The sequence below is a fragment of the Acinetobacter brisouioides genome (genome assembly GCF_004331075.1).
Lineage (GTDB): Bacteria > Pseudomonadota > Gammaproteobacteria > Pseudomonadales > Moraxellaceae > Acinetobacter.
Genome location: NZ_SJNX01000002.1, coordinates 334194 through 352259, shown reverse-complemented (window position 1 = coordinate 352259; position 18066 = coordinate 334194). Strand labels below are relative to the sequence as shown.

The following is an 18066-nucleotide window of genomic DNA, read 5'->3' as shown; positions in this document are numbered from 1 at the left end:
TTACCACCCTGCATACCACAGCCCAGAGCCAATTTCTGCATTCAGTGAGGCTTTGACTTGTGGTGAGTGTTGATAAATATCGACAAATTTTTGTAAGCGACCGCCTTCATCTTTATAGTCTTTACGCACTACAAAAAGAATTGCATAGCGTTTGTCTTCTTGGGCATTGAGCAGTAAGGCTTTTTTCGGGTTGATGGTTTTGGCAAGGTTTAAATAATGCGGATAACTGAATGCCAAATCGACATCATCCACGGCACGAGCAGTTTGTGGGCCTTCCATTTCAACGAATTGTAAGTCTTTTGGATTTGCCACAATGTCTTTTAAATCCGATAAATAATTGCTTGGGTCTTTTAAGGTAATCAGTTTGGCTTGTTGTAATAACAATAAGGCGCGACCTTCGTTGACTGGGTCATTCGGCACAGCAACACGCGCTTTGTTCGGCAAGGCATCCAGACTGCTGTATTTTTTCGAATACAGCCCAACGCGTGATGCAGCGCCCGCGGCAAAAGGCTGAAGCTCGTATTTACCTTCTTTAATCGCATTATTTAAAAATGGTTGATGCTGGAAAAAATTGGCATCAATATCGCCATGATTCAGGGTAATGTTGGGGGTGTTCCAGTCAGAAAACTCCACCAGTTTGACATTCAGCCCTTGTTTTTTGGCTTCATTGGCTGCGACTTGCAAGGTATTGGCAAAAGCGGGGGTAATCCCGATCACCAGTTCTTTGCTTTGTGCCTGGCGGTGCTGATTCCATGCAAATAAGCCTGCGATGACGGCAACCACCACTACGCCAATACTGGCGATTTTCTTACCCGATAATGTCTGTGTTTGTCCCATGAAAAAGATCTCAAAATTGTGTGTTTAGCCGCCGAATGCGACAGCATTTGATAATGTCTGTGTTTGCGTTTTGCCCTGACGTGCAGGATGTTGAGTAGGCAGTTGATTGCCTTGTGCAAAAATCTTGTGACGCAATGTGCCATCGGCATAAGCAGTTTTGTAACGTCCGCGCTGCTGCCATTCAGGAATCACATACTGAATAAAATCTTCATGTGATTCGGGGGTGATGGTACGGGTCAGGTTAAAGCCATCAATGTCGGTTTGATCCAGCAGTTCAATCAGTTGCTCGGCAACTTCAGCACCGCTGCCCACAAAGAGCGGATAACGTCCACCTAAAATGTGTTGTTGCTTCAAATCCTTTGGGGTAATGCGCTGTTCTTTAAATTTCTGATTGACCGAAGCAATACTGTTGGTGTGTTGATAAGGAATGGCTTCATCATCGGCAAATTGAGCAAGGTCGATGCCAACCGAACTGGAATAATGCGCCAAGCCTGCTTCAGGGCTGGCATAGCGTTGATATTCGATGAGTTTTTCCTGAGCTTCGGCTGATGTTGCCGCAGTCACCACGGTAATACCGACAAAGACTTTAATCGAATGAGGATCGCGTCCTTGCTCTTGTGCCAGTTGGCGCAGGCGCTGTACTTGCTGACGGATTTTCTCAGGGCGATCGCCACCAATAAACACACATTCGGCATGGCGCGTAGCAAACTGCATGCCACGTGGCGATGCGCCTGCCTGAAACAACACGGGTGTGCGCTGTGGCGATGGCGCAACCTGAAACACGCCTTCACTTTGGAAGAAGCGCCCGTGATGCTGAATTGGGTGAACCTTGCGCGGGTCACTAAAGATGCGTTGCTGCTTGTCTTTCAGTACAGCATCGTCTTCCCATGAGTCTTGCCAGAACTTGTAAGATAACTCTAGAAATTCTTCGGCTTGTTCGTAACGTAAGTCGTGATCTTTCAGCCCTGACTGACCAATCAGGCGTTCGGCACTGTCGAGGTAGCCTGTGACGATATTCCAGCCGATCCGTCCGCGAGTCAGGTGGTCTAGACTGGCAAAGCGTCGTGCCAGTTGATAAGGATGTTCATAACTTAAATTCACCGTTAAGCCAAAACCCAAATGCTCTGTGACACCTGCCATCGCAGAAATCAGGGTTGCAGGGTCGTGACTCGGCAGTTGTACTGATTCGCGTAAGGTCACATCGAGGTTGTTTTGGTAAACATCATAAACCCCTGTAATGTCAGCAATAAACAAACCATCAAACAAGCCTTTTTCAAGGGTTTTGGCTAAATCTGTCCAGTAGCTCAGCTCATCAAAACGGTAGGACTGGTCGCGTGGATGTGTCCATAAACCGTGATTGATGTGTCCAACACTGTTCATGTCAAAGGCATTGAGTAAAATTTGCTTGGACATTACAGCGTTCCTCGGCGCGGTGGCAAAATGTGGTTCAACACATAATTGCCAATAAAATAATATTTCCAGCGAGCAGCATCGTGCAGGGTATGTACCCGTGCATTACGCCAGTACAGGTCAAGACCATCATCACGCTGACTACCACGACTACCTGCCAGTTCAATCAGTTTGGATGAAGCCAGCAGGGCAATGTCGGTGCTATGCGCACGTACCTTGGCAACCTGAATCGAAGCATGGGCAATGCTGTCTACTGTCGGTTTCGGTTTGGCAGTATCGACTGTATAGGCAGCCTGTTTCAGGAGCAGCTCACTGGCTTTGATATCGACAGCAACTTGACCTAGTTCATATAATGTCAGCGGGTCTTGGCTAGCATAGTCGACTCCTGCATCTATCCACGGACGTGCCTGTTTCACACGTTGCAGGGTTTCTTCAAAAGCTGCACGGGCAATCCCGACTTCAATGGATGCATGAATCAGTTGGGCAAAAGGCCCGACCAAGGTCGGTTGTGTAAATGCCAAATCAAATGGAATCACATCGTCTTCTGCGACAAAAACCTGATTAAATTTGACTGTGCCGCTGCCTGTGGTGCGTTGCCCAAAACCTGACCAGTTATCAATCAGCTCTAGACCTTCACTATGTCGTGGTACAAACGCCAAAAACTCACGTTCTTGTGCATCTTTCACTAACGTGGGAATACGATGGGCAAACAAACTGCCTGTGCAGTAAAACTTTTCACCCTGAATCAGATAGCCACCTTCAACGGTCTGAATCTGGCTATGTTTCTGGGCTGCATTTCTGGTTTTAAATTCGGCAAGGGCATTGCCAAAACGAGCACCTTGCAATACTTCACGGTAAAGCTGCTGTTTTTGCTGTTCTGTGCCCGTGTTGCGTAGCACTTCTAAAGCATAAAAATGGTTTTGTGGGATTTGTCCAATCGAACCATCTACACCACTAAATAACGCCACAATTTGAGCTACTGTCCAGCTTGACACTTCTGCACCACCGTATTGCTTTGGCACGGTGATTGCCCATAACCCAGACTGGCTAAATTTTTGAATTTCTTCAAAAGGCAAGCGGCGCTCTTGATCACGCTCAACCGCCAGTTGCTTGAATTCCTGACTGAGTTGCTGTGCGATCGCCAGCGCTTCGGTATCGGAGCTAATAATGTGGGCGGTGTGGTGTAATTGAGGCTGCTCTGCCCAAAAATCTTGATAGGAGGTCATGATTTTCTCCTTAAATCCATGCGTGGCGTGCAGGGTAAACGCCGTTTAAGTAATAATTGCCCAAGGCATGATATTTCCAACGTACTGGGTCATGCAGGGTATGCACGCGTGCATTGCGCCAGTGCTGGTCGAGGTTGTATTGGCTTAAAGAAGAGCGGCTGCCACCGAGTTCAAACAGTTTTTCCGAAATGGTCAGTGCGGCACGGTGCGCATAAATTTTGGCTTCAGCAACGGCAATCGAGGCTTGAGCAGCCTGAGCGTCACTTATACTGGACAGCTGATCAAGCTCATCGAGGAGTTCAGCAGCATTATTGAGTAGGAGTACGCTGGCATTGAGTAAAATGTCCAGCTTGCCAATTTCCTGTAAGGTAAATAATTCCTGATTGGCACGTTCTACCTGAGCATCGACGATTGGACGGGCTTTGCGTACCGAACTGAGCGTATCTTGCAAAGCTGCTTCGGCAATCCCGACATCAATCGAGACTTGTAGTAGTTGTGAATATGCACCACGATAATTTGCGCTTTCACTAAGCTTACGTTCATCAAAAATCAGTTCGGGGTCAACCTGTACCTGATGCAGTTTGACTGTACCGCTGGATGTGGTACGTTGCCCAAAACCATTCCAGTCATCAATCACTTCAACGCCGTGTTGTTGTCTTTCAACCAAGACCACCACCACATGACCTTCAGGATGCAGTGCTTTGACTGCCAGTAAGTCTGCAAAGCTGCTGCCTGTCGAATAAAATTTTTCGCCACTCAGCAGATATTGACCATTGACCAGACTGAGCGTGGTATGCAAAGTTTTGGTGTCTTTACTATGCCGTTCAGGGCCTGCATTTGCGAGAAATCGCCCTGTTAAGATTTGCTGATAAACCCATCTTTTTTGTTTTTCAGTGCCCATAATCTCGATCAGATTGAGTACACCAAACTGGTTTTGTGGAATTTGACCAACATTGGCATCGGCTTTTGCCAAGATGCGAAACACATGGCTGAGTGTTTTATTGGAAACAAAAGCACCACCATAGGTTTTGGGAATACGAATGCCTGTCAGCCCTTTTTGGCTGAGTTGCCGAATAACATCGGTAGGTAAAACGCGTTGTTGATCACGTAGATTTCGTTGTTCTAAAGCAAAATCTGCCAATTGATAGGCAGCATTAATCGCTTCTTGATCGTTTTGAATAATATTGGAATTTGGCTGAATAGTAGACATGACAAGCTCCTTGATTGCATTGTCATACCCTAATCAGAAATGAAACTGTTGAGAAATAAGGCTTGTTGCAAACCTTATGTAAAAAAATGCATAAAAATCTAAAAATAAGATAAGAATGGAATTAAAAATTTAAGTTGTTGATATTGTTTTATATTTTTATTTTGTTTCTGTTGGATTTAAAACTGGAATACAGAAAAACTGCTAAGTAATGCAGAAATTGAGCTAAATGCAGTCAAAAAAATGATGTGTCTAGGCATAAAAAAACGAGATAAATCATCTCGCTTTTTTAAATTTGTTTTAGCGGTGAAAGATACGGGCTTTATCACGTTGCCAGTCACGGTCTTTTTCAGTGGCACGTTTATCATGTAATTGCTTACCTTTTACCAGCGCAATTTCCAGTTTCGCCAAACGCCCTTTCCAGTAACATGCCAAAGGTACACAAGTGTAACCTTTTTGATTGACTGCACCTGTAAGCTGTTCCAGTTCACGACGGGACAGCAACAGTTTGCGAGTACGGGTTGCTTCGGGTACTACGTGAGTTGAGGCAGACAAGAGTGGCTGAATCTGTGCACCAAATAAAAATGCTTCATTATTTTTAAAAATAATATAGCTTTCAACCAGACTCATACGCCCAGCACGCAAGGCTTTGACTTCCCAACCTTGTAGGGAAAGGCCCGCTTCAAATTTTTCTTCGATAAAATAATCATGACGGGCACGCTTATTTTGTGCGATGGTTCCGCCATTATTTTTCTTGACTACAGTTGCTTTCGCCATAATTAAATCATTCCAAAACTGCATCTATTGTGCCGCAAACTTTTCTCAAGGTGAAGCTTTTCTACAGAAAACAAAGCAGTTCCTTCGCTAAAAAACAACTTTTTGCTAGAATAGCTGCACCAAAGCGGAAACTAGAGAAGATTAGGATGTCGAAATCACGCATCATTTACCCGGGGACGTTTGATCCATTTACCAGAGGTCATATTGATTTAGTTGTGCGTGCAGCCAAAATGTTTGACGAAGTTGTGGTTGCGATTGCTGTGGGGCATCATAAAAATCCGCTTTTTTCCCTTGAAGAGCGCGTGGAACTGGCACAGCACTCGCTGAGTCATCTCGATAATGTTGAATTTATGGGTTTCGATGGATTGTTGGTCAATTTTTTTAATGAGCAAAAAGCTACAGCGGTGTTGCGTGGTTTACGTGCAGTTTCGGATTTTGAATACGAGTTTCAGCTCGCGAATATGAACCGTACTTTAGATGCTAGCTTTGAAACCGTATTTTTAACACCTGCCGAGCAGTATTCTTTTATTTCATCCACCATGGTGCGTGAAATTGCACGTCTCAATGGCGATGTATCCAAATTTGTACCGAAGCATGTGGTTGAAGCATTTAAACGTAAACATCAGCAAGGTTGGTAGCGTGTCATTATATATTACTGAAGAATGTATTAACTGTGATGTCTGTGAACCAGTGTGCCCCAATGAAGCGATTTTCTTTGGGGAACTGATTTACGAGATCAATCCTGATTTATGCACCGAATGTGTGGGGCATCATGATCAACCACAGTGTCAATTATTTTGTCCTGTCGACTGTATTCCTCTCGATCCGAATCATAAAGAAAGCCAAGAGCAGCTATTTGAGAAGTATCAGCGACTGACTGCGCAAAAAAACGCAAGCATTTCTGAATAAGATTTGCTACTATACGCGCCGAAGTGAGCTGGACGGTCGCTGCTGTGGAGGTCTTCGTGACTAAAGCAGGGGAGGAAAGTCCGGGCTTCAAAGGGCAGGGTGCCAGGTAACGCCTGGGCGGCGCGAGCCGACGGAAAGTGCAGCAGAGAGTAGACCGCCTCATTCGTGAGGTAAGGGTGAAAGGGTGCGGTAAGAGCGCACCGCGTGTCTGGCAACAGTTCACGGCATGGCAAACCCCACCAGAAGCAAGACCAAATAGGAATCCTGAGGTACGGCCCGTACTGGATTCGGGTAGGTCGCTTGAGCGTATGAGTGATTGTACGCCTAGAGGAATGATCGTCCTCGACAGAACCCGGCTTACAGGCTCACTTCCCTTATTTTTTGAAAAAATGCTTGACGCTGTAACAAAAAGTAAAGATAATGCGCGCACAGTTTTTGGCTATGTAGCTCAGTTGGTTAGAGCACCGCACTCATAATGCGGGGGTCACAAGTTCAAGTCTCGTCATAGCCACCATTTTATAGACCACGCTCATGCGTGGTTTTTTTTGAATAATTTTTACATTTAAATCTAAGTTTTGGTTTTTCTTGATGTTGTGATTATGCTATTACAGAGAATAACTCTACATATTTCACATTTATAACAATAAGGACAAACTATGCCACATATTGATGCCATAGATTCTTTCCATATTTTTCAGCTTGCACCGATTGCCATGTGGATTGAAGACTGGAGTGGTATTGCACAGCAGTTTGCCCAGTGGCACGCGCAAGGCGTTACAGATTTACGTCATTTTTTACAACAAGATGTTCAGCATATTCGCCAGTGTGTGGAAAAAATTCGAATTTTAGAAGTGAATCAGGCAACTTTAACCCTGTTTGAAGCACGTGACTTGGCGCATTTGTCAGCACATCTGCCCGATATTTTTCGCGATGAAATGTATAACTTGCAAATAGAGGGTCTAGTTGCTGTGTGGGAAGGCAATTTGCAGTTTGCCAGTGAGCAAGTCAATTATTCAATTTCTGGAAAACGGATTGATATTCAACTGCGTGGGCAAATTTTGCCAGAGGCGGAGCAAGATTTAAGTCGTATTTTAGTCACGACTGAAGATATTACAGCCTATCAAAATGCACGCCGTCAGGAATTTAAAAACCGTACTTTGGCAGAGGCGCGGTTTGTGTATTCACCTGTTGCATTGTGGGTGGAAGATTTTAGCGTCGTAAAGAAAAAGCTCGATCATCTTAAATATATTGGTATTGAGGACTTGCGGACTTTCTTGGATGTGCATCCTGAATTTGTGCGCGATAGTATCGACGGCATTCGGGTGCTTGATGTGAATCAGAAAACACTAGATTTATTTTTAGCACCCAATAAATACATTTTACTGGAGAATATCGACAAGGTTTTGGGTTGTCCTGAAATGCTGAATTCATTTCGTGAACAGTTGCTGGAACTTTGGGAGGGCAACCTATTTCATCAGCATGAAGTGGTCAATCATGCACTCGATGGTTCAGAGCGACATGTATTACTGCAATTTTCCATCTTTCCTAACTATGAACATGACTGGTCTATGGTGCAGCTGGCGATGACGGATATTACTGCACGCAAAAAAGCGGAGTCTTATTTGGAATATTTGGGTAAACATGATGTGTTAACCAAATTGTATAACCGTGCATTTTTCCATGAAGAACTAAAACGACTAACTCGGAAAAAAGTATTTCCTGTGTCGGCAATTTATCTAGATCTCAATGCCTTAAAGTTAGTCAATGATGAATTTGGTCACGATGCTGGCGATGATATTTTGCGGCGAACTGGAGAAGTCCTACAACAGGTGATTACTACGCCATATTCAGGTTCAAGAATTGGCGGAGATGAGTTTGTTTTGCTGCTGCCACACGCTGACCAGCAGACCGCCGAAAAACTGGTGATCACACTCGGAGAGCTATTTCGTCTAGATAATCAATATTATGCCAGTTTGCCGATGAGTGTTGCGATTGGTACGGCAACCAGTGAACCTAATGAAACTCTGGAAGATATGATGAAACGCGCCGATCATCAGATGTATCTAGATAAAAACCGTTACTATGCCAAAAGCTCGGTATTTATAAACTTTTAAGCCCAAATGATGTGCTGAAAACTTTGTTGATAAGTTGCCAAGTCCACATCGTGTCGCGCTTCTTGGTTGCTAATCAGCATCGAAACTTCATGACTTTGAAGTTGATGTTCAGCAATTACCTGAGCATTCATAATTGAGTTTGATGTTTAGAGCATAAAGCCCGATTTTTCGGGCTTTATTTTTGCGCGGATTGAGATTTGATTCTTGTGCTAAAAATGAATGAAATGGCGAGTTCGACAAGGTCATTAGCACAGCTAAGAGGTAAAATATTGGCAAACTAGACGTTAATACTCACGTAAGATCTTGCCACTAATAAAAGCAAAATATTCTCGAAGCCATGCGTTATAGCGCGTTTGTAATGGCGTTTCGGCTGCAAACATGATGCTATGACGATATTGCTGTTTACGGGCAATCGCTTGCGCACGAATGGTATGAAAATCACTGGTCACAATCGCAATGGGCATGTCTTTATCAATTTGATGTTGTGCTAGCAAGACTGCGCTATTTTTCAGATTGAGTTCGGTGCTGGTACTTTGATCTTCCAAAATCATATGCTGTCTAGATAGTCCATACTTCTGCTGTAAATAAGTTGCCATGACCTGTGCTTCGGTCTGGCTTTCTGCAAAATCTAATCCACCAGACAGCACCATCCACGCCTGAGGTTGTTGCTTGGCAAGCTGTGCCGCACGGTCAAGACGCAGTTCCAAAGTCGGGCTTGGCTGCCCCTGAATGACACCACTTCCCAAGACAATAATCGCTCGTACAGGTGATGTAATCTGTGTTTGAGCTTTCATATGGATTTTGAGCTGGTAAATGAAAACTGCAAAAGAAATCAGCCAAATGGCAAATAATCCCCAAAGAATGAAATAGGCAGATTGCAGTACAGGGTGCTGTGCCAAATAGCCATGTAAAAACTGCCACGCTAAAGCAATAAAAAGAAACCCAATACCTATTATTAAAGGCAATACAATCCCAATATGAATTTTACCTTGTAACAATAAATACAAAGCATCTGTCAGTAAAATGCCACCAACAAAAAATAAAATAATGCGAAAACAGATTGTTAGAAAAATTATCATAGTAGCTCGGTTGTTTTTTTGAAAAATGCAACGATTAATTATATTGAAACAATACTGTAAAGAAACAGTTTAAAATCGGGTTATTCTTTCACAGTAAGATGCCGTGGATTATCTTTTTTATTGTAATTTTAAAGATGCTGCCTATGAAATACTGGATTCTGACCGCGACTTGTTTGGGCATGTTAGTGGGGTGTCAAAGTGTTCCTCACAATACAGCTCAGGCTGTTGCTTTACCTATAGAGACTACTGCGGTCATTGCAAATGAAGAAGCACAATCACGCCCAAATCTGATTAACTTTGCCCAAATTAAGCAACAACAACATCGCCCAGTGGTGGCGCTTGTGCTTGGCAGTGGTGGTGCGCGTGGCTATGCGCATATCGGGGCAATACAGGTACTTGAAGAACATGGTATTCATCCTGATTTTATTGTGGGAACCAGTGTGGGCAGCATAGTGGGTGCATTGTATGCCAGTGGAAAGTCTCCTGAACAAATTAGAGACATTGCCCTAAATATGAAAGTGCAGGATGTACGTGAAATTACTTTGCGCAAAAACGGATTTTTAGACGGCAGTAAAGTTGAAAATTTTATTAATGATCAGATTGATCATCTACCTTTAGAAAAGATGAAAATTCCGTTGTTTGTCGTCGCAACCGAACTTAAAGAAGGTAAAAAAGTTGTATTCAATTATGGCAATACAGGGCAAGCTGTGCGCGCTTCCTCGGCTATTCCGAGTATGTTCATTCCGACAATGATTCAGAACAAAGAATATGTCGATGGTGGTCTGGTCAGTCCTGTGCCTGTTGATGTCGCCCGTCAGCTTGGCGCGGATATTGTGATTGCAGTGGATATTTTGGCACAACCACAATATACCGAAACCACCAATATGTGGGGGTTGTTTAACCAAAATATTAATATTATGCAGCAACAGCTATCTCGCGTTGAACTTAGTCATGCCGATGTGATCATTCAACCTGATCTACGAGAAAAAGCCCATATTTTTGATGTTACTGAACGAGACCGCACCCGTTTAGCTGGAGTTTATGCCACTCAGGCTAAGCTTGAGGACATTCAGCAAGTCATTCATGATAAAGAAGAGCAGTTACTTGTGGCTGCCCGGTCGTAACTGATCAAGATTAAGACATTGATTTTATAAAAATATTAAAAATGCAGCGCATCTTGATAAGATACGTTGTATAATCCTGAGTGTTTATATCTGAAATATTGATAAATAATCAGAACAATAATTATAAAAAAATCGGCTATAATTGATAACTGTCAATTATTCTTTAGTCGAAGAGTGTTTTAATGTCACCTTTAGATCAAGTTCTACAGTCAGCGGATGACCAATCTGAATTAACCATGACGGTTCTTATGACACCTGATATGGCGAATTTCTCAGGGAATGTACATGGTGGAGCCGTCTTAAAATTACTTGACCAAGTGGCGTATGCATGTGCAAGCCGCTATTCAGGTAGCTATGTCGTGACTTTATCTGTCGATAAGGTAACTTTTAAAGAACCGATTTATGTAGGTGAACTGGTAACATTCCTTGCAAGTGTCAACCATGTAGGTCGTACTTCTATGGAAATTGGGATTCGCGTTGAAGCTCAAAATATTCGTAGCCGTAGCATGCGTCATACCAATAGCTGCTTCTTTACCATGGTTGCGGTTGATGAACATGGTCAACCTCAAGCAGTTCCACCATTAAAATTAGACAACGAGTGGAAGCGTTGCCGTTTTGAAGCTGCTGAACAGCGTAAAAAATTACGTTTACATGAAAATCATCATCCTTCTTGTAGTATCTATAAAGAAAGTGCCAAACAGGGCGAATGAATCCTGTTTGTGTAAAAAAAAGACTGTCAGTGTCTAACGCGACGGTCTTTTTTATTGCACCTGGAGTGAAAATACAGCAGATTTTATTTTTTTACTAAAAATAAAAAACTAGCCATCGGCTTGTTGCTAAGAAGCCCGTAAAATAAGTTTCTTTTATTTAGATTAGGGGCTGAACAGTCATGCAAGAGTTAGAAATTATTGATCTAAAAGTCGGTGAAGGTAAAGAAGCTGTGAAAGGTGCGCTGATTACTACGCATTATACAGGCTGGTTGGAAGATGGAACGAAATTTGATTCTTCAATTGATCGTGGTCAGTATTTTGAATGTGTGATTGGTACAGGGCGAGTAATTAAGGGTTGGGATCAAGGCATTATGGGAATGCGTGTGGGGGGTAAACGAAAATTGAAGGTGCCTGCACGTTTAGCTTATGGTGAACGCAAAATGGGTAAGGTCATTCCTGCCAATTCTAACCTGATTTTTGAAATTGAATTGTTTGATGTTAAAACCCGAGACCAATAACCTAACTTGATGTGGTGATCATTCAGTTCTAAGGTTGAATGATCATTGTCAAAGAATTGACATGTTTGCCTATTACTATTTAGCGTCGAAGATGTACTAAATTGTAAAAATATGCAGTATCATGTAAGTGTACTACAAGGATGTTTATGATTTCTTGTGTTTTAATCTTCAAAGAAAGTCATGTAAATTTTTACTAAGTTTTTGATTTTGTTTGAATTTAATGTATAATTCTAAGTTATTTTATCGGTTAGCTAAACACAGTTCTTGTGATGGAAATATCTAAATCAGTGACATAGGAAGAACCAAGCTTTTAAGCTAGTTTTCAGTTTACTTTTTGAAAATATATTGTAATTACTAATCTGAATAGTCATGCAATATAAAAGATTGTTTTCACGACTTGAGTGTTTGAAGTGTAATGTCAGATTGGTTACATCACGATTTTTAAAACAGGCATATTATGTTTAATCGCTTTTTAAGTTCAGTGCTTGCAACGTGCGTTGGTATGGCAGCAGTGGGTATGACTCAAGCCGTTTCTGCAAAGAAGCCAAAAATTAATCCAACAACGCTTACAGTGATTGGTTACCATGAAGTTACCGATGATAAAGATGCGTTGATTCCGATGTATTCGGTGAGTACGTCACGCTTTGAAGAACAAGTTCGTTGGTTACAGAAAAGTGGTTTTCACTTTATTAGTGTGGATCAGTTATTAAAAGCTCATCAAGGCAAAACTGTATTGCCAGAAAAACCTGTGCTATTAACAGTCGATGATGGATATGAGAATTTTTACACCAATGTTTACCCATTTGTAAAAGCGAACAAAATTCCTATCGTTTTGGCTGTTGTTGGTTCTTGGTTAGAGCCAAAAGCGGATGAAATGGTAAATTTTGGGGATGATAAAATTCCTCGTAGCAAAATTGTGACTTGGCCACAGCTTAAAGAAATGAGCAAAAGTGGTTATGTTGAAATTGCAAGCCACAGTTACGATTTGCACCATGGTATCTTAGGTAATCCACAAGGTAACTCTGAACCTGCTGCAACTACGCGTTTATATGATCCAGAAACTAAAACCTATGAAGGTGATGGAGCATATGCTAAACGTATTTATGATGATTTAAAGAAAAATAATGATTTGATCAAGGCGCATGGAATTCCATCACCGCGTGTCATGGTTTGGCCGTATGGGCGTTATAATCTAGAAACAGTTCGTATCGCAAAAGGACTGGGTATGCCGATTACCGTTAGTCTTGACGACGGGCCTGTATATTTGAAAAAGTCATTGGGTGCAATCAACCGTATTTTGGTTGAACATGACATGACCTTAGACGGTTTGTCAAAAGAGATCACTATACGTGATAAAAACTTGGGTGATAATTATCGTCCACAAAAAATCATGCATGTTGACCTAGATTATATCTATGATCCAGATCCTGAACAGCAAGAACATAACTTGGGTGATTTACTCGACCGTATTCAAAAAATGCACATTACGACTGTGTATTTGCAAGCATTCTCTGATCCAGATGCTAATGGTTCAGCCGATATGGTGTATTTCCCGAACCGTTATCTTCCAGTGCGTGCTGACTTGTTTAACCGTGTATCTTGGCAAATCCAAAGCCGTACCCAAGTGACTCGTTTATATGCGTGGATGCCACTTTTAGCATGGGAATTACCAAAATCTAACCCTGTATCTCAAGATCTGGTGGTAACACAGCAGCCTAAAAGCAGTGATCATTTGAACATGGGTTATATTCGTTTAAGCCCGTTCTCTGCGCCAGCACGTCGTGTGATTGAAGGTCTGTATCAAGATTTGGCGAAGTCTTCAACTTTTAACGGTATCTTGTTCCATGATGATACGACGTTGTCAGATTATGAAGATGCAAGCCCGGATGCTTTAAAGGCTTATGCAAAAGCAGGTCTTCCAACTGACTTGGAAGAAATGCGAAATAATGAAGCTAAAATGGAAAAATGGACGAAATTCAAAACCAACTATATTGACAACTTTGCTTTACAGTTGGCAGGTGAAGTTCGCCAGTATCAACCATTTTTAGTGACTGCCCGTAATTTATACGCACAAGTGGCATTGAACCCGTATGCTGAAAACTGGTATGCACAATCATTAGAGCAATCTTTAAAACGCTATGATTTTACTGCCATTATGGCAATGCCATACATGGAGCAGGCACCAGATAAAGACAAGTTCTATCAAGATATTGTGAATAATGTCAAATCCTATCCAAATGGTTTGCATAAAACAGTATTTGAGCTGCAAGCAGAAAATTGGCGTACCAATGAACCTGTACCTTCAGAAGAATTGGGTGATACGATTGAATCATTGTATAAGCAAGGTGCTTTGCATATTGCGTATTACCCAGATGATCCAGTCAAGCAACACCCTGATGTCGATATTATGCGTAAAGCTTTTGATTCTAAACCAGATCGCATAGTGCCGTAGGAGTTTGAGCATTATGTCTGCGCTACAGCACTTTTGGCGGTCTGCCTTAGAGTTCGTGTTTTATTATCCATTGTTTATGTCCTATTTGTGGATGATCGGGGCGATTGTGTTCTATATGAAAGAACGCAAAGAGCCTGCATACAATCAGCCAAAGGATTTACCTTCATATCCAAAGGTAGCAGTTCTTGTTCCTTGTTTTAATGAAGGAGATAATGCTGAAGAAACCATCAGCCATGCACTGAAACTGGATTATCCAGATTTTGAAGTGATTGCAATTAATGATGGTAGTTCAGACAATACGGGCGAAGTGCTAGATCGACTGGCGGAAAAATTTGATAAATTACGCGTGGTGCATTTGGCGCAAAATCAAGGCAAAGCTATGGGGCTTCAGGCAGGTAGTTTAATGACTGATGCTGAATTCCTGATCGGGATTGATGGTGATGCCTTGCTTGATCCACATGCGGCAAAGTGGATGATTCGCCATTTTCTTGCTGATGAAAAAATTGCAGCCGTAACAGGTAATCCACGTATCCGTACCCGTTCAACATTGCTTGGACGGATTCAGGTGGGTGAGTTTTCATCCATTGTGGGCATGATCAAACGTGCCCAGCGGGTATTTGGACGATTATTTACGGTTTCTGGTGTCATTACTGCTTTTCGTAAAAGTGCAGTGCATGAAGTTGGCTATTGGTCTCCGAATATGCTGACTGAAGATATTGACATCACTTGGAAATTGCAACGTGCAGGTTGGGATGTAGAATTTGAACCCAATGCATTGGTTTGGATCTTGATGCCTGAAACGTTAAAAGGTTTGTACAAACAACGTTTGCGTTGGGCAATGGGTGGTGCACAAGTTCTGATCAAAAATTTTGATGTAATATTTAGACCTAGTTTGAACTTTTTATGGCCACTCATGATAGAATTACTTCTAACATTAGTATGGTCATATTTAATGTTATTGGTAGCTTGTATTTGGTTAGTGGATCTTATTGTTCCTAACCATTTCTTACCTGTCATGAGCTCACCATTTCTCCCATACGGTACAGGTATTTTGTTAGGTGCGACCTGCTTATTCCAATTCATGATTAGTAAATGGATGGATAGCCGTTATGAACCAGGTCTACTTAAAAATTATTACTGGATGATTTGGTATCCATTCGTATTTTGGCTAATCACCGTGACTGCTAGCATTATTGCCTTTCCAAAAGTACTTATAAGAGGGGATGGTAAACGTGCGCGCTGGGTAAGCCCAGATCGCGGTATTCGCTAAAATCGTCGATAACTTAGGTGTATATAGATTCTCATGAGTACAAATTCGTTAATTATTGACTTGCGTGCACAGTTACCTTGGCACAGACGTTATATGTCTACAACCTCAACTGCAGTCTTGTGGGGTGTGTGGTTCTTGCTTTGGCGTCCAATGCTAGTGTTGTTTACTCTCATGAGTTATAACAAGCCGTATGGATTTCATCGCTTGTTCAATGCTTTTTGGTTTGGTCTGCAAATGGATATGATTACTTTGCTGACTTGCGCCGCAATTTTGTGCTTATGGTGTAAGTTAATTCCTGCACATAGTGTGAAGCATGCCAAAGTGAAATCGACCAATGATTATGCACGCCATTTTGATTTGCCTGAGCAAGAAATTGTACAAGGTCGTCAGCAAAAAGTGACCGTGGTACATCACAATGAACAAGGTCAAATTATTCGCGTAGAATAAAATATCTAAATGATGACATGAGCCCCTAAATTAGGGGCTTTTTGCGATTTAAGGTTGCATGAGCGCGGATTCAGTCCTATGCTTGGCACGTTTAAAAAATTTCTTGATTGCTCCCACTATGGCAAAATTAAACGCAGCGGAAAGTATTCGTGGTTTGGCATGTTTAGCTGTGGTGTTTTCACACCTCTCCTTAAGCTTTTACCCATACTTACATCACTTCAGCCCAGATGATCGAGCGCATGGTCATTGGGACTATTTTATGCACCACTCGCCATTTGCTTTCTGGTATTCGGGTACTGCCGCGGTTTTTGTATTTTTTGTATTGAGTGGTTTTGTATTAAGTTATGCCATTTTAAGACATGACGATGTTCCCAGAAAAGTCACTGAAATGGCGATCAAGCGTTATCCGCGATTGGCAATTCCTGCATTTTTTTCCTGTATTTTAGCTTGGTTAGCACTCAGTTATACCAGTATTAACAGTGATCTAGTCAATGATTGGCTACAAGCCTATGCAACACAGCAAGTTAGCCTGAAACAAGCAGCTTATGAAGGCAGTATAGGCGCATTTTTGTTTGCTGAAAGTAGCACTAACTGGGTTTTGTGGACCATGCAAATTGAGCTATTTGGTTCAATTCTCTTGTTTGTTTTATTGTTGCTTTATCATTATAAAAAACCGTTGTTTTATATAGCCTCAATACTTTTGCCAATGCTTGGTTTATGGGATGATGAGCGCTTTTATTTGGGTCTGTTGAGCTTTGTGATTGGCTCTTATATGTACTTGTATGGACGGCAAATTAAACCTGTTTTTGCATGGTCAATGTTTTTTGCAGGATTATATTTTGCAGGCGCACATAATAGCAGTCATGCTTATCACTGGTTATATAAGATCCTAGGTTGGAGAACCTACGACTATAGTAATTTCTTTTCAGGAATTTTGATTGTCTATAGCATTTTACTGTCTACCCAACTGTCCGATATTTTCGATAAAAAGCCATTGGTTTATTTAGGTAAATTATCATTCTCGATTTACTTATTACACATGATGCTGATTTATTTGGTGTGTATTCCTGCATTTAATTGGTTGATGGGCATGGGATTCAACTATGATCTTTCTGTACTGTTAGCCGTGCTGACTTGCCTGAGCAGTATTTTACTAGCTTCTGCATTTTATAGTGAATACGTCGATAGTTTAGCCGTTAAGATCAGTAATAAGTTGGCGAAATGGGCCATGAAATCTTGAGTTTTGTGTCCGTTTTTTAGTCCAACTTTTGTTGGCGAAACTCGGCTGTATAGTGATGTTTGTTTATGTCAAATCTAGAAATTTTTGCGGTCATTATTAGCTTAATCGGTGTTGGATTAACGATTATTCGCAATATGTGGTGCTGGCCGTTTAATATGCTGGCCTATATTTTATATGGCTACCTATTCTTTACCTACCAGCTTTATGGTGAAGTCATTCTGCAAATTTTCTTTTCTGGCATGAATTTCTATGGCTTCTATGTCTGGATGAAAGGCAAGCAAGTCGATCATGATATTAAAATCGAACCATTAGCCATCTCTAAGATTCTTTTACAACTGATTGTCTCAGCAATTGCGGGTCTGGCTTTTGGTTTGATCTTGAAAAGTTTTACCAATGCTGCGGTTCCAATGTTAGATGCACAACTAGCGGCGTTTAGTTTATTGGCAACCTACTGGACAAGTCGTAAACATATTGCAACATGGGTGCTGTGGGTAGTAGTCGACATTATTTATGTGGGCATGTTTATTTATAAAGACTTGTATCTAACCGCAGGCTTATATGCCGCATTTGTGGTCATGGCGGCGTATGGCTGGTATCAGTGGTTACGTGTACAAAGTCAACAACATGCGGAACTTATGCCGACCACCGAAAATTAAATCAATCAATTTCAATAGATAGCCTGAAAATTACAGGCTATCCATTTTATCTATAAAAAATAATAAGATTTTGATTTTGCAAAACTTCAC

18 protein-coding genes, 1 tRNA gene and 1 other RNA gene are annotated in these 18066 nt (G+C 41.7%); 13 read left to right on the top strand and 7 right to left on the bottom strand.

Annotation, left to right across the window (positions count from 1 at the left end; genetic code table 11):
* The 5 genes from E0H77_RS04570 to smpB all read right to left on the bottom strand — a co-directional run bounded on the left by E0H77_RS04570 (nt 1) and on the right by smpB (nt 5457).
* Nucleotides 1–837 carry a MetQ/NlpA family ABC transporter substrate-binding protein gene (locus E0H77_RS04570; protein ID WP_131375370.1) on the bottom strand — a complete coding sequence of 279 codons (837 nt, stop codon included), beginning with the start codon at nt 835–837 and terminating at the stop codon, nt 1–3.
* A gap of 24 nt (nt 838–861) precedes the next feature.
* On the bottom strand, nt 862–2250 hold the full coding sequence (locus tag E0H77_RS04565) for an LLM class flavin-dependent oxidoreductase (RefSeq protein ID WP_131375368.1): 1389 nt from the start codon (nt 2248–2250) through the stop codon (nt 862–864).
* Nucleotides 2250–3473: an SfnB family sulfur acquisition oxidoreductase gene (locus E0H77_RS04560; RefSeq protein ID WP_131375366.1), complete on the bottom strand. Its 1224-nt coding sequence runs from the start codon at nt 3471–3473 to the stop codon at nt 2250–2252. The genes E0H77_RS04565 and E0H77_RS04560 overlap by 1 nt, the downstream gene beginning before the upstream one ends.
* A 10-nt stretch (nt 3474–3483) precedes the next feature.
* A complete protein-coding gene (locus tag E0H77_RS04555; RefSeq protein ID WP_131375364.1) occupies nt 3484–4683 on the bottom strand; it encodes an SfnB family sulfur acquisition oxidoreductase in 1200 nt (399 codons plus the stop codon).
* Nucleotides 4684–4980: 297 nt separating this feature from the next.
* Nucleotides 4981–5457 carry an SsrA-binding protein SmpB gene (gene smpB, locus E0H77_RS04550; RefSeq protein WP_131375362.1) on the bottom strand — a complete coding sequence of 159 codons (477 nt, stop codon included), beginning with the start codon at nt 5455–5457 and terminating at the stop codon, nt 4981–4983.
* Nucleotides 5458–5603: 146 nt separating this feature from the next.
* Between smpB and coaD the strand changes: the two genes are divergently transcribed.
* The 5 genes from coaD to E0H77_RS04525 all read left to right on the top strand — a co-directional run bounded on the left by coaD (nt 5604) and on the right by E0H77_RS04525 (nt 8480).
* Entirely contained in the window at nt 5604–6095 is a 492-nt protein-coding gene (coaD, locus tag E0H77_RS04545; protein ID WP_004900045.1) for a pantetheine-phosphate adenylyltransferase, read from the top strand.
* Nucleotide 6096: 1 nt separating this feature from the next.
* Complete coding sequence (locus E0H77_RS04540) at nt 6097–6366, top strand: YfhL family 4Fe-4S dicluster ferredoxin (protein ID WP_004751130.1); 270 nt, start codon at nt 6097–6099, stop codon at nt 6364–6366.
* 20 nt (nt 6367–6386) lie between these two features.
* An RNA gene (gene rnpB, locus E0H77_RS04535) (RNase P RNA component class A) lies at nt 6387–6742 on the top strand.
* Between the two features lie 61 nt (nt 6743–6803).
* Nucleotides 6804–6880 (top strand) — tRNA-Met (locus E0H77_RS04530).
* 142 nt (nt 6881–7022) lie between these two features.
* On the top strand, nt 7023–8480 hold the full coding sequence (locus E0H77_RS04525) for a sensor domain-containing diguanylate cyclase (RefSeq protein ID WP_131375360.1): 1458 nt from the start codon (nt 7023–7025) through the stop codon (nt 8478–8480).
* Here E0H77_RS04525 and E0H77_RS13980 read toward each other — a convergent pair.
* Both E0H77_RS13980 and E0H77_RS04520 read right to left on the bottom strand, forming a co-directional pair.
* Nucleotides 8477–8611 (bottom strand): hypothetical protein, encoded by a 135-nt coding sequence (locus tag E0H77_RS13980; protein WP_265937311.1) that lies wholly within the window; start codon nt 8609–8611, stop codon nt 8477–8479. The two genes, E0H77_RS04525 and E0H77_RS13980, sit on opposite strands and share 4 nt — an antisense overlap.
* 153 nt (nt 8612–8764) lie before the next feature.
* Entirely contained in the window at nt 8765–9559 is a 795-nt protein-coding gene (locus E0H77_RS04520) for a YdcF family protein (protein ID WP_131375358.1), read from the bottom strand.
* A gap of 134 nt (nt 9560–9693) precedes the next feature.
* On the opposite strand from E0H77_RS04520, the gene E0H77_RS04515 reads away from it, so the two are divergent.
* The 8 genes from E0H77_RS04515 (at nt 9694) to pnuC (ending at nt 17976) form a co-directional block, all read left to right on the top strand.
* Complete coding sequence (locus E0H77_RS04515) at nt 9694–10683, top strand: patatin-like phospholipase family protein (RefSeq protein ID WP_131375356.1); 990 nt, start codon at nt 9694–9696, stop codon at nt 10681–10683.
* Between the two features lie 182 nt (nt 10684–10865).
* Nucleotides 10866–11393: an acyl-CoA thioesterase gene (locus tag E0H77_RS04510; protein ID WP_116726432.1), complete on the top strand. Its 528-nt coding sequence runs from the start codon at nt 10866–10868 to the stop codon at nt 11391–11393.
* Nucleotides 11394–11572: 179 nt separating this feature from the next.
* Nucleotides 11573–11911 carry an FKBP-type peptidyl-prolyl cis-trans isomerase gene (locus E0H77_RS04505; protein WP_131314401.1) on the top strand — a complete coding sequence of 113 codons (339 nt, stop codon included), beginning with the start codon at nt 11573–11575 and terminating at the stop codon, nt 11909–11911.
* Between the two features lie 457 nt (nt 11912–12368).
* Nucleotides 12369–14363 carry a poly-beta-1,6-N-acetyl-D-glucosamine N-deacetylase PgaB gene (pgaB, locus tag E0H77_RS04500; RefSeq protein ID WP_131375353.1) on the top strand — a complete coding sequence of 665 codons (1995 nt, stop codon included), beginning with the start codon at nt 12369–12371 and terminating at the stop codon, nt 14361–14363.
* 13 nt (nt 14364–14376) lie between these two features.
* A complete protein-coding gene (gene pgaC / locus E0H77_RS04495; RefSeq protein WP_131314397.1) occupies nt 14377–15633 on the top strand; it encodes a poly-beta-1,6-N-acetyl-D-glucosamine synthase in 1257 nt (418 codons plus the stop codon).
* Nucleotides 15634–15666: 33 nt separating this feature from the next.
* Nucleotides 15667–16080 carry a poly-beta-1,6-N-acetyl-D-glucosamine biosynthesis protein PgaD gene (gene pgaD, locus E0H77_RS04490; RefSeq protein ID WP_131314395.1) on the top strand — a complete coding sequence of 138 codons (414 nt, stop codon included), beginning with the start codon at nt 15667–15669 and terminating at the stop codon, nt 16078–16080.
* Between the two features lie 118 nt (nt 16081–16198).
* Complete coding sequence (locus E0H77_RS04485; protein ID WP_165491497.1) at nt 16199–17320, top strand: acyltransferase family protein; 1122 nt, start codon at nt 16199–16201, stop codon at nt 17318–17320.
* Nucleotides 17321–17385: 65 nt separating this feature from the next.
* Entirely contained in the window at nt 17386–17976 is a 591-nt protein-coding gene (gene pnuC, locus E0H77_RS04480) for a nicotinamide riboside transporter PnuC (protein ID WP_131375349.1), read from the top strand.
* The last annotated feature ends 90 nt before the right edge of the window (nt 17977–18066 follow it).

Coding starts and splice junctions, on each gene's coding strand:
- E0H77_RS04570 (WP_131375370.1), bottom strand. CDS start 837: ATGGGACAAACACAGACATTATCGGGTAAGAAAATCGCCAGTATTGGC.
- E0H77_RS04565 (WP_131375368.1), bottom strand. CDS start 2,250: ATGTCCAAGCAAATTTTACTCAATGCCTTTGACATGAACAGTGTTGGA.
- E0H77_RS04560 (WP_131375366.1), bottom strand. CDS start 3,473: ATGACCTCCTATCAAGATTTTTGGGCAGAGCAGCCTCAATTACACCAC.
- E0H77_RS04555 (WP_131375364.1), bottom strand. CDS start 4,683: ATGTCTACTATTCAGCCAAATTCCAATATTATTCAAAACGATCAAGAA.
- smpB (WP_131375362.1), bottom strand. CDS start 5,457: ATGGCGAAAGCAACTGTAGTCAAGAAAAATAATGGCGGAACCATCGCA.
- coaD (WP_004900045.1), top strand. CDS start 5,604: ATGTCGAAATCACGCATCATTTACCCGGGGACGTTTGATCCATTTACC.
- E0H77_RS04525 (WP_131375360.1), top strand. CDS start 7,023: ATGCCACATATTGATGCCATAGATTCTTTCCATATTTTTCAGCTTGCA.
- E0H77_RS13980 (WP_265937311.1), bottom strand. CDS start 8,611: ATGAATGCTCAGGTAATTGCTGAACATCAACTTCAAAGTCATGAAGTT.
- E0H77_RS04520 (WP_131375358.1), bottom strand. CDS start 9,559: ATGATAATTTTTCTAACAATCTGTTTTCGCATTATTTTATTTTTTGTT.
- E0H77_RS04515 (WP_131375356.1), top strand. CDS start 9,694: ATGCTGCCTATGAAATACTGGATTCTGACCGCGACTTGTTTGGGCATG.
- E0H77_RS04510 (WP_116726432.1), top strand. CDS start 10,866: ATGTCACCTTTAGATCAAGTTCTACAGTCAGCGGATGACCAATCTGAA.
- E0H77_RS04505 (WP_131314401.1), top strand. CDS start 11,573: ATGCAAGAGTTAGAAATTATTGATCTAAAAGTCGGTGAAGGTAAAGAA.
- pgaB (WP_131375353.1), top strand. CDS start 12,369: ATGTTTAATCGCTTTTTAAGTTCAGTGCTTGCAACGTGCGTTGGTATG.
- pgaC (WP_131314397.1), top strand. CDS start 14,377: ATGTCTGCGCTACAGCACTTTTGGCGGTCTGCCTTAGAGTTCGTGTTT.
- pgaD (WP_131314395.1), top strand. CDS start 15,667: ATGAGTACAAATTCGTTAATTATTGACTTGCGTGCACAGTTACCTTGG.
- E0H77_RS04485 (WP_165491497.1), top strand. CDS start 16,199: ATGGCAAAATTAAACGCAGCGGAAAGTATTCGTGGTTTGGCATGTTTA.
- pnuC (WP_131375349.1), top strand. CDS start 17,386: ATGTCAAATCTAGAAATTTTTGCGGTCATTATTAGCTTAATCGGTGTT.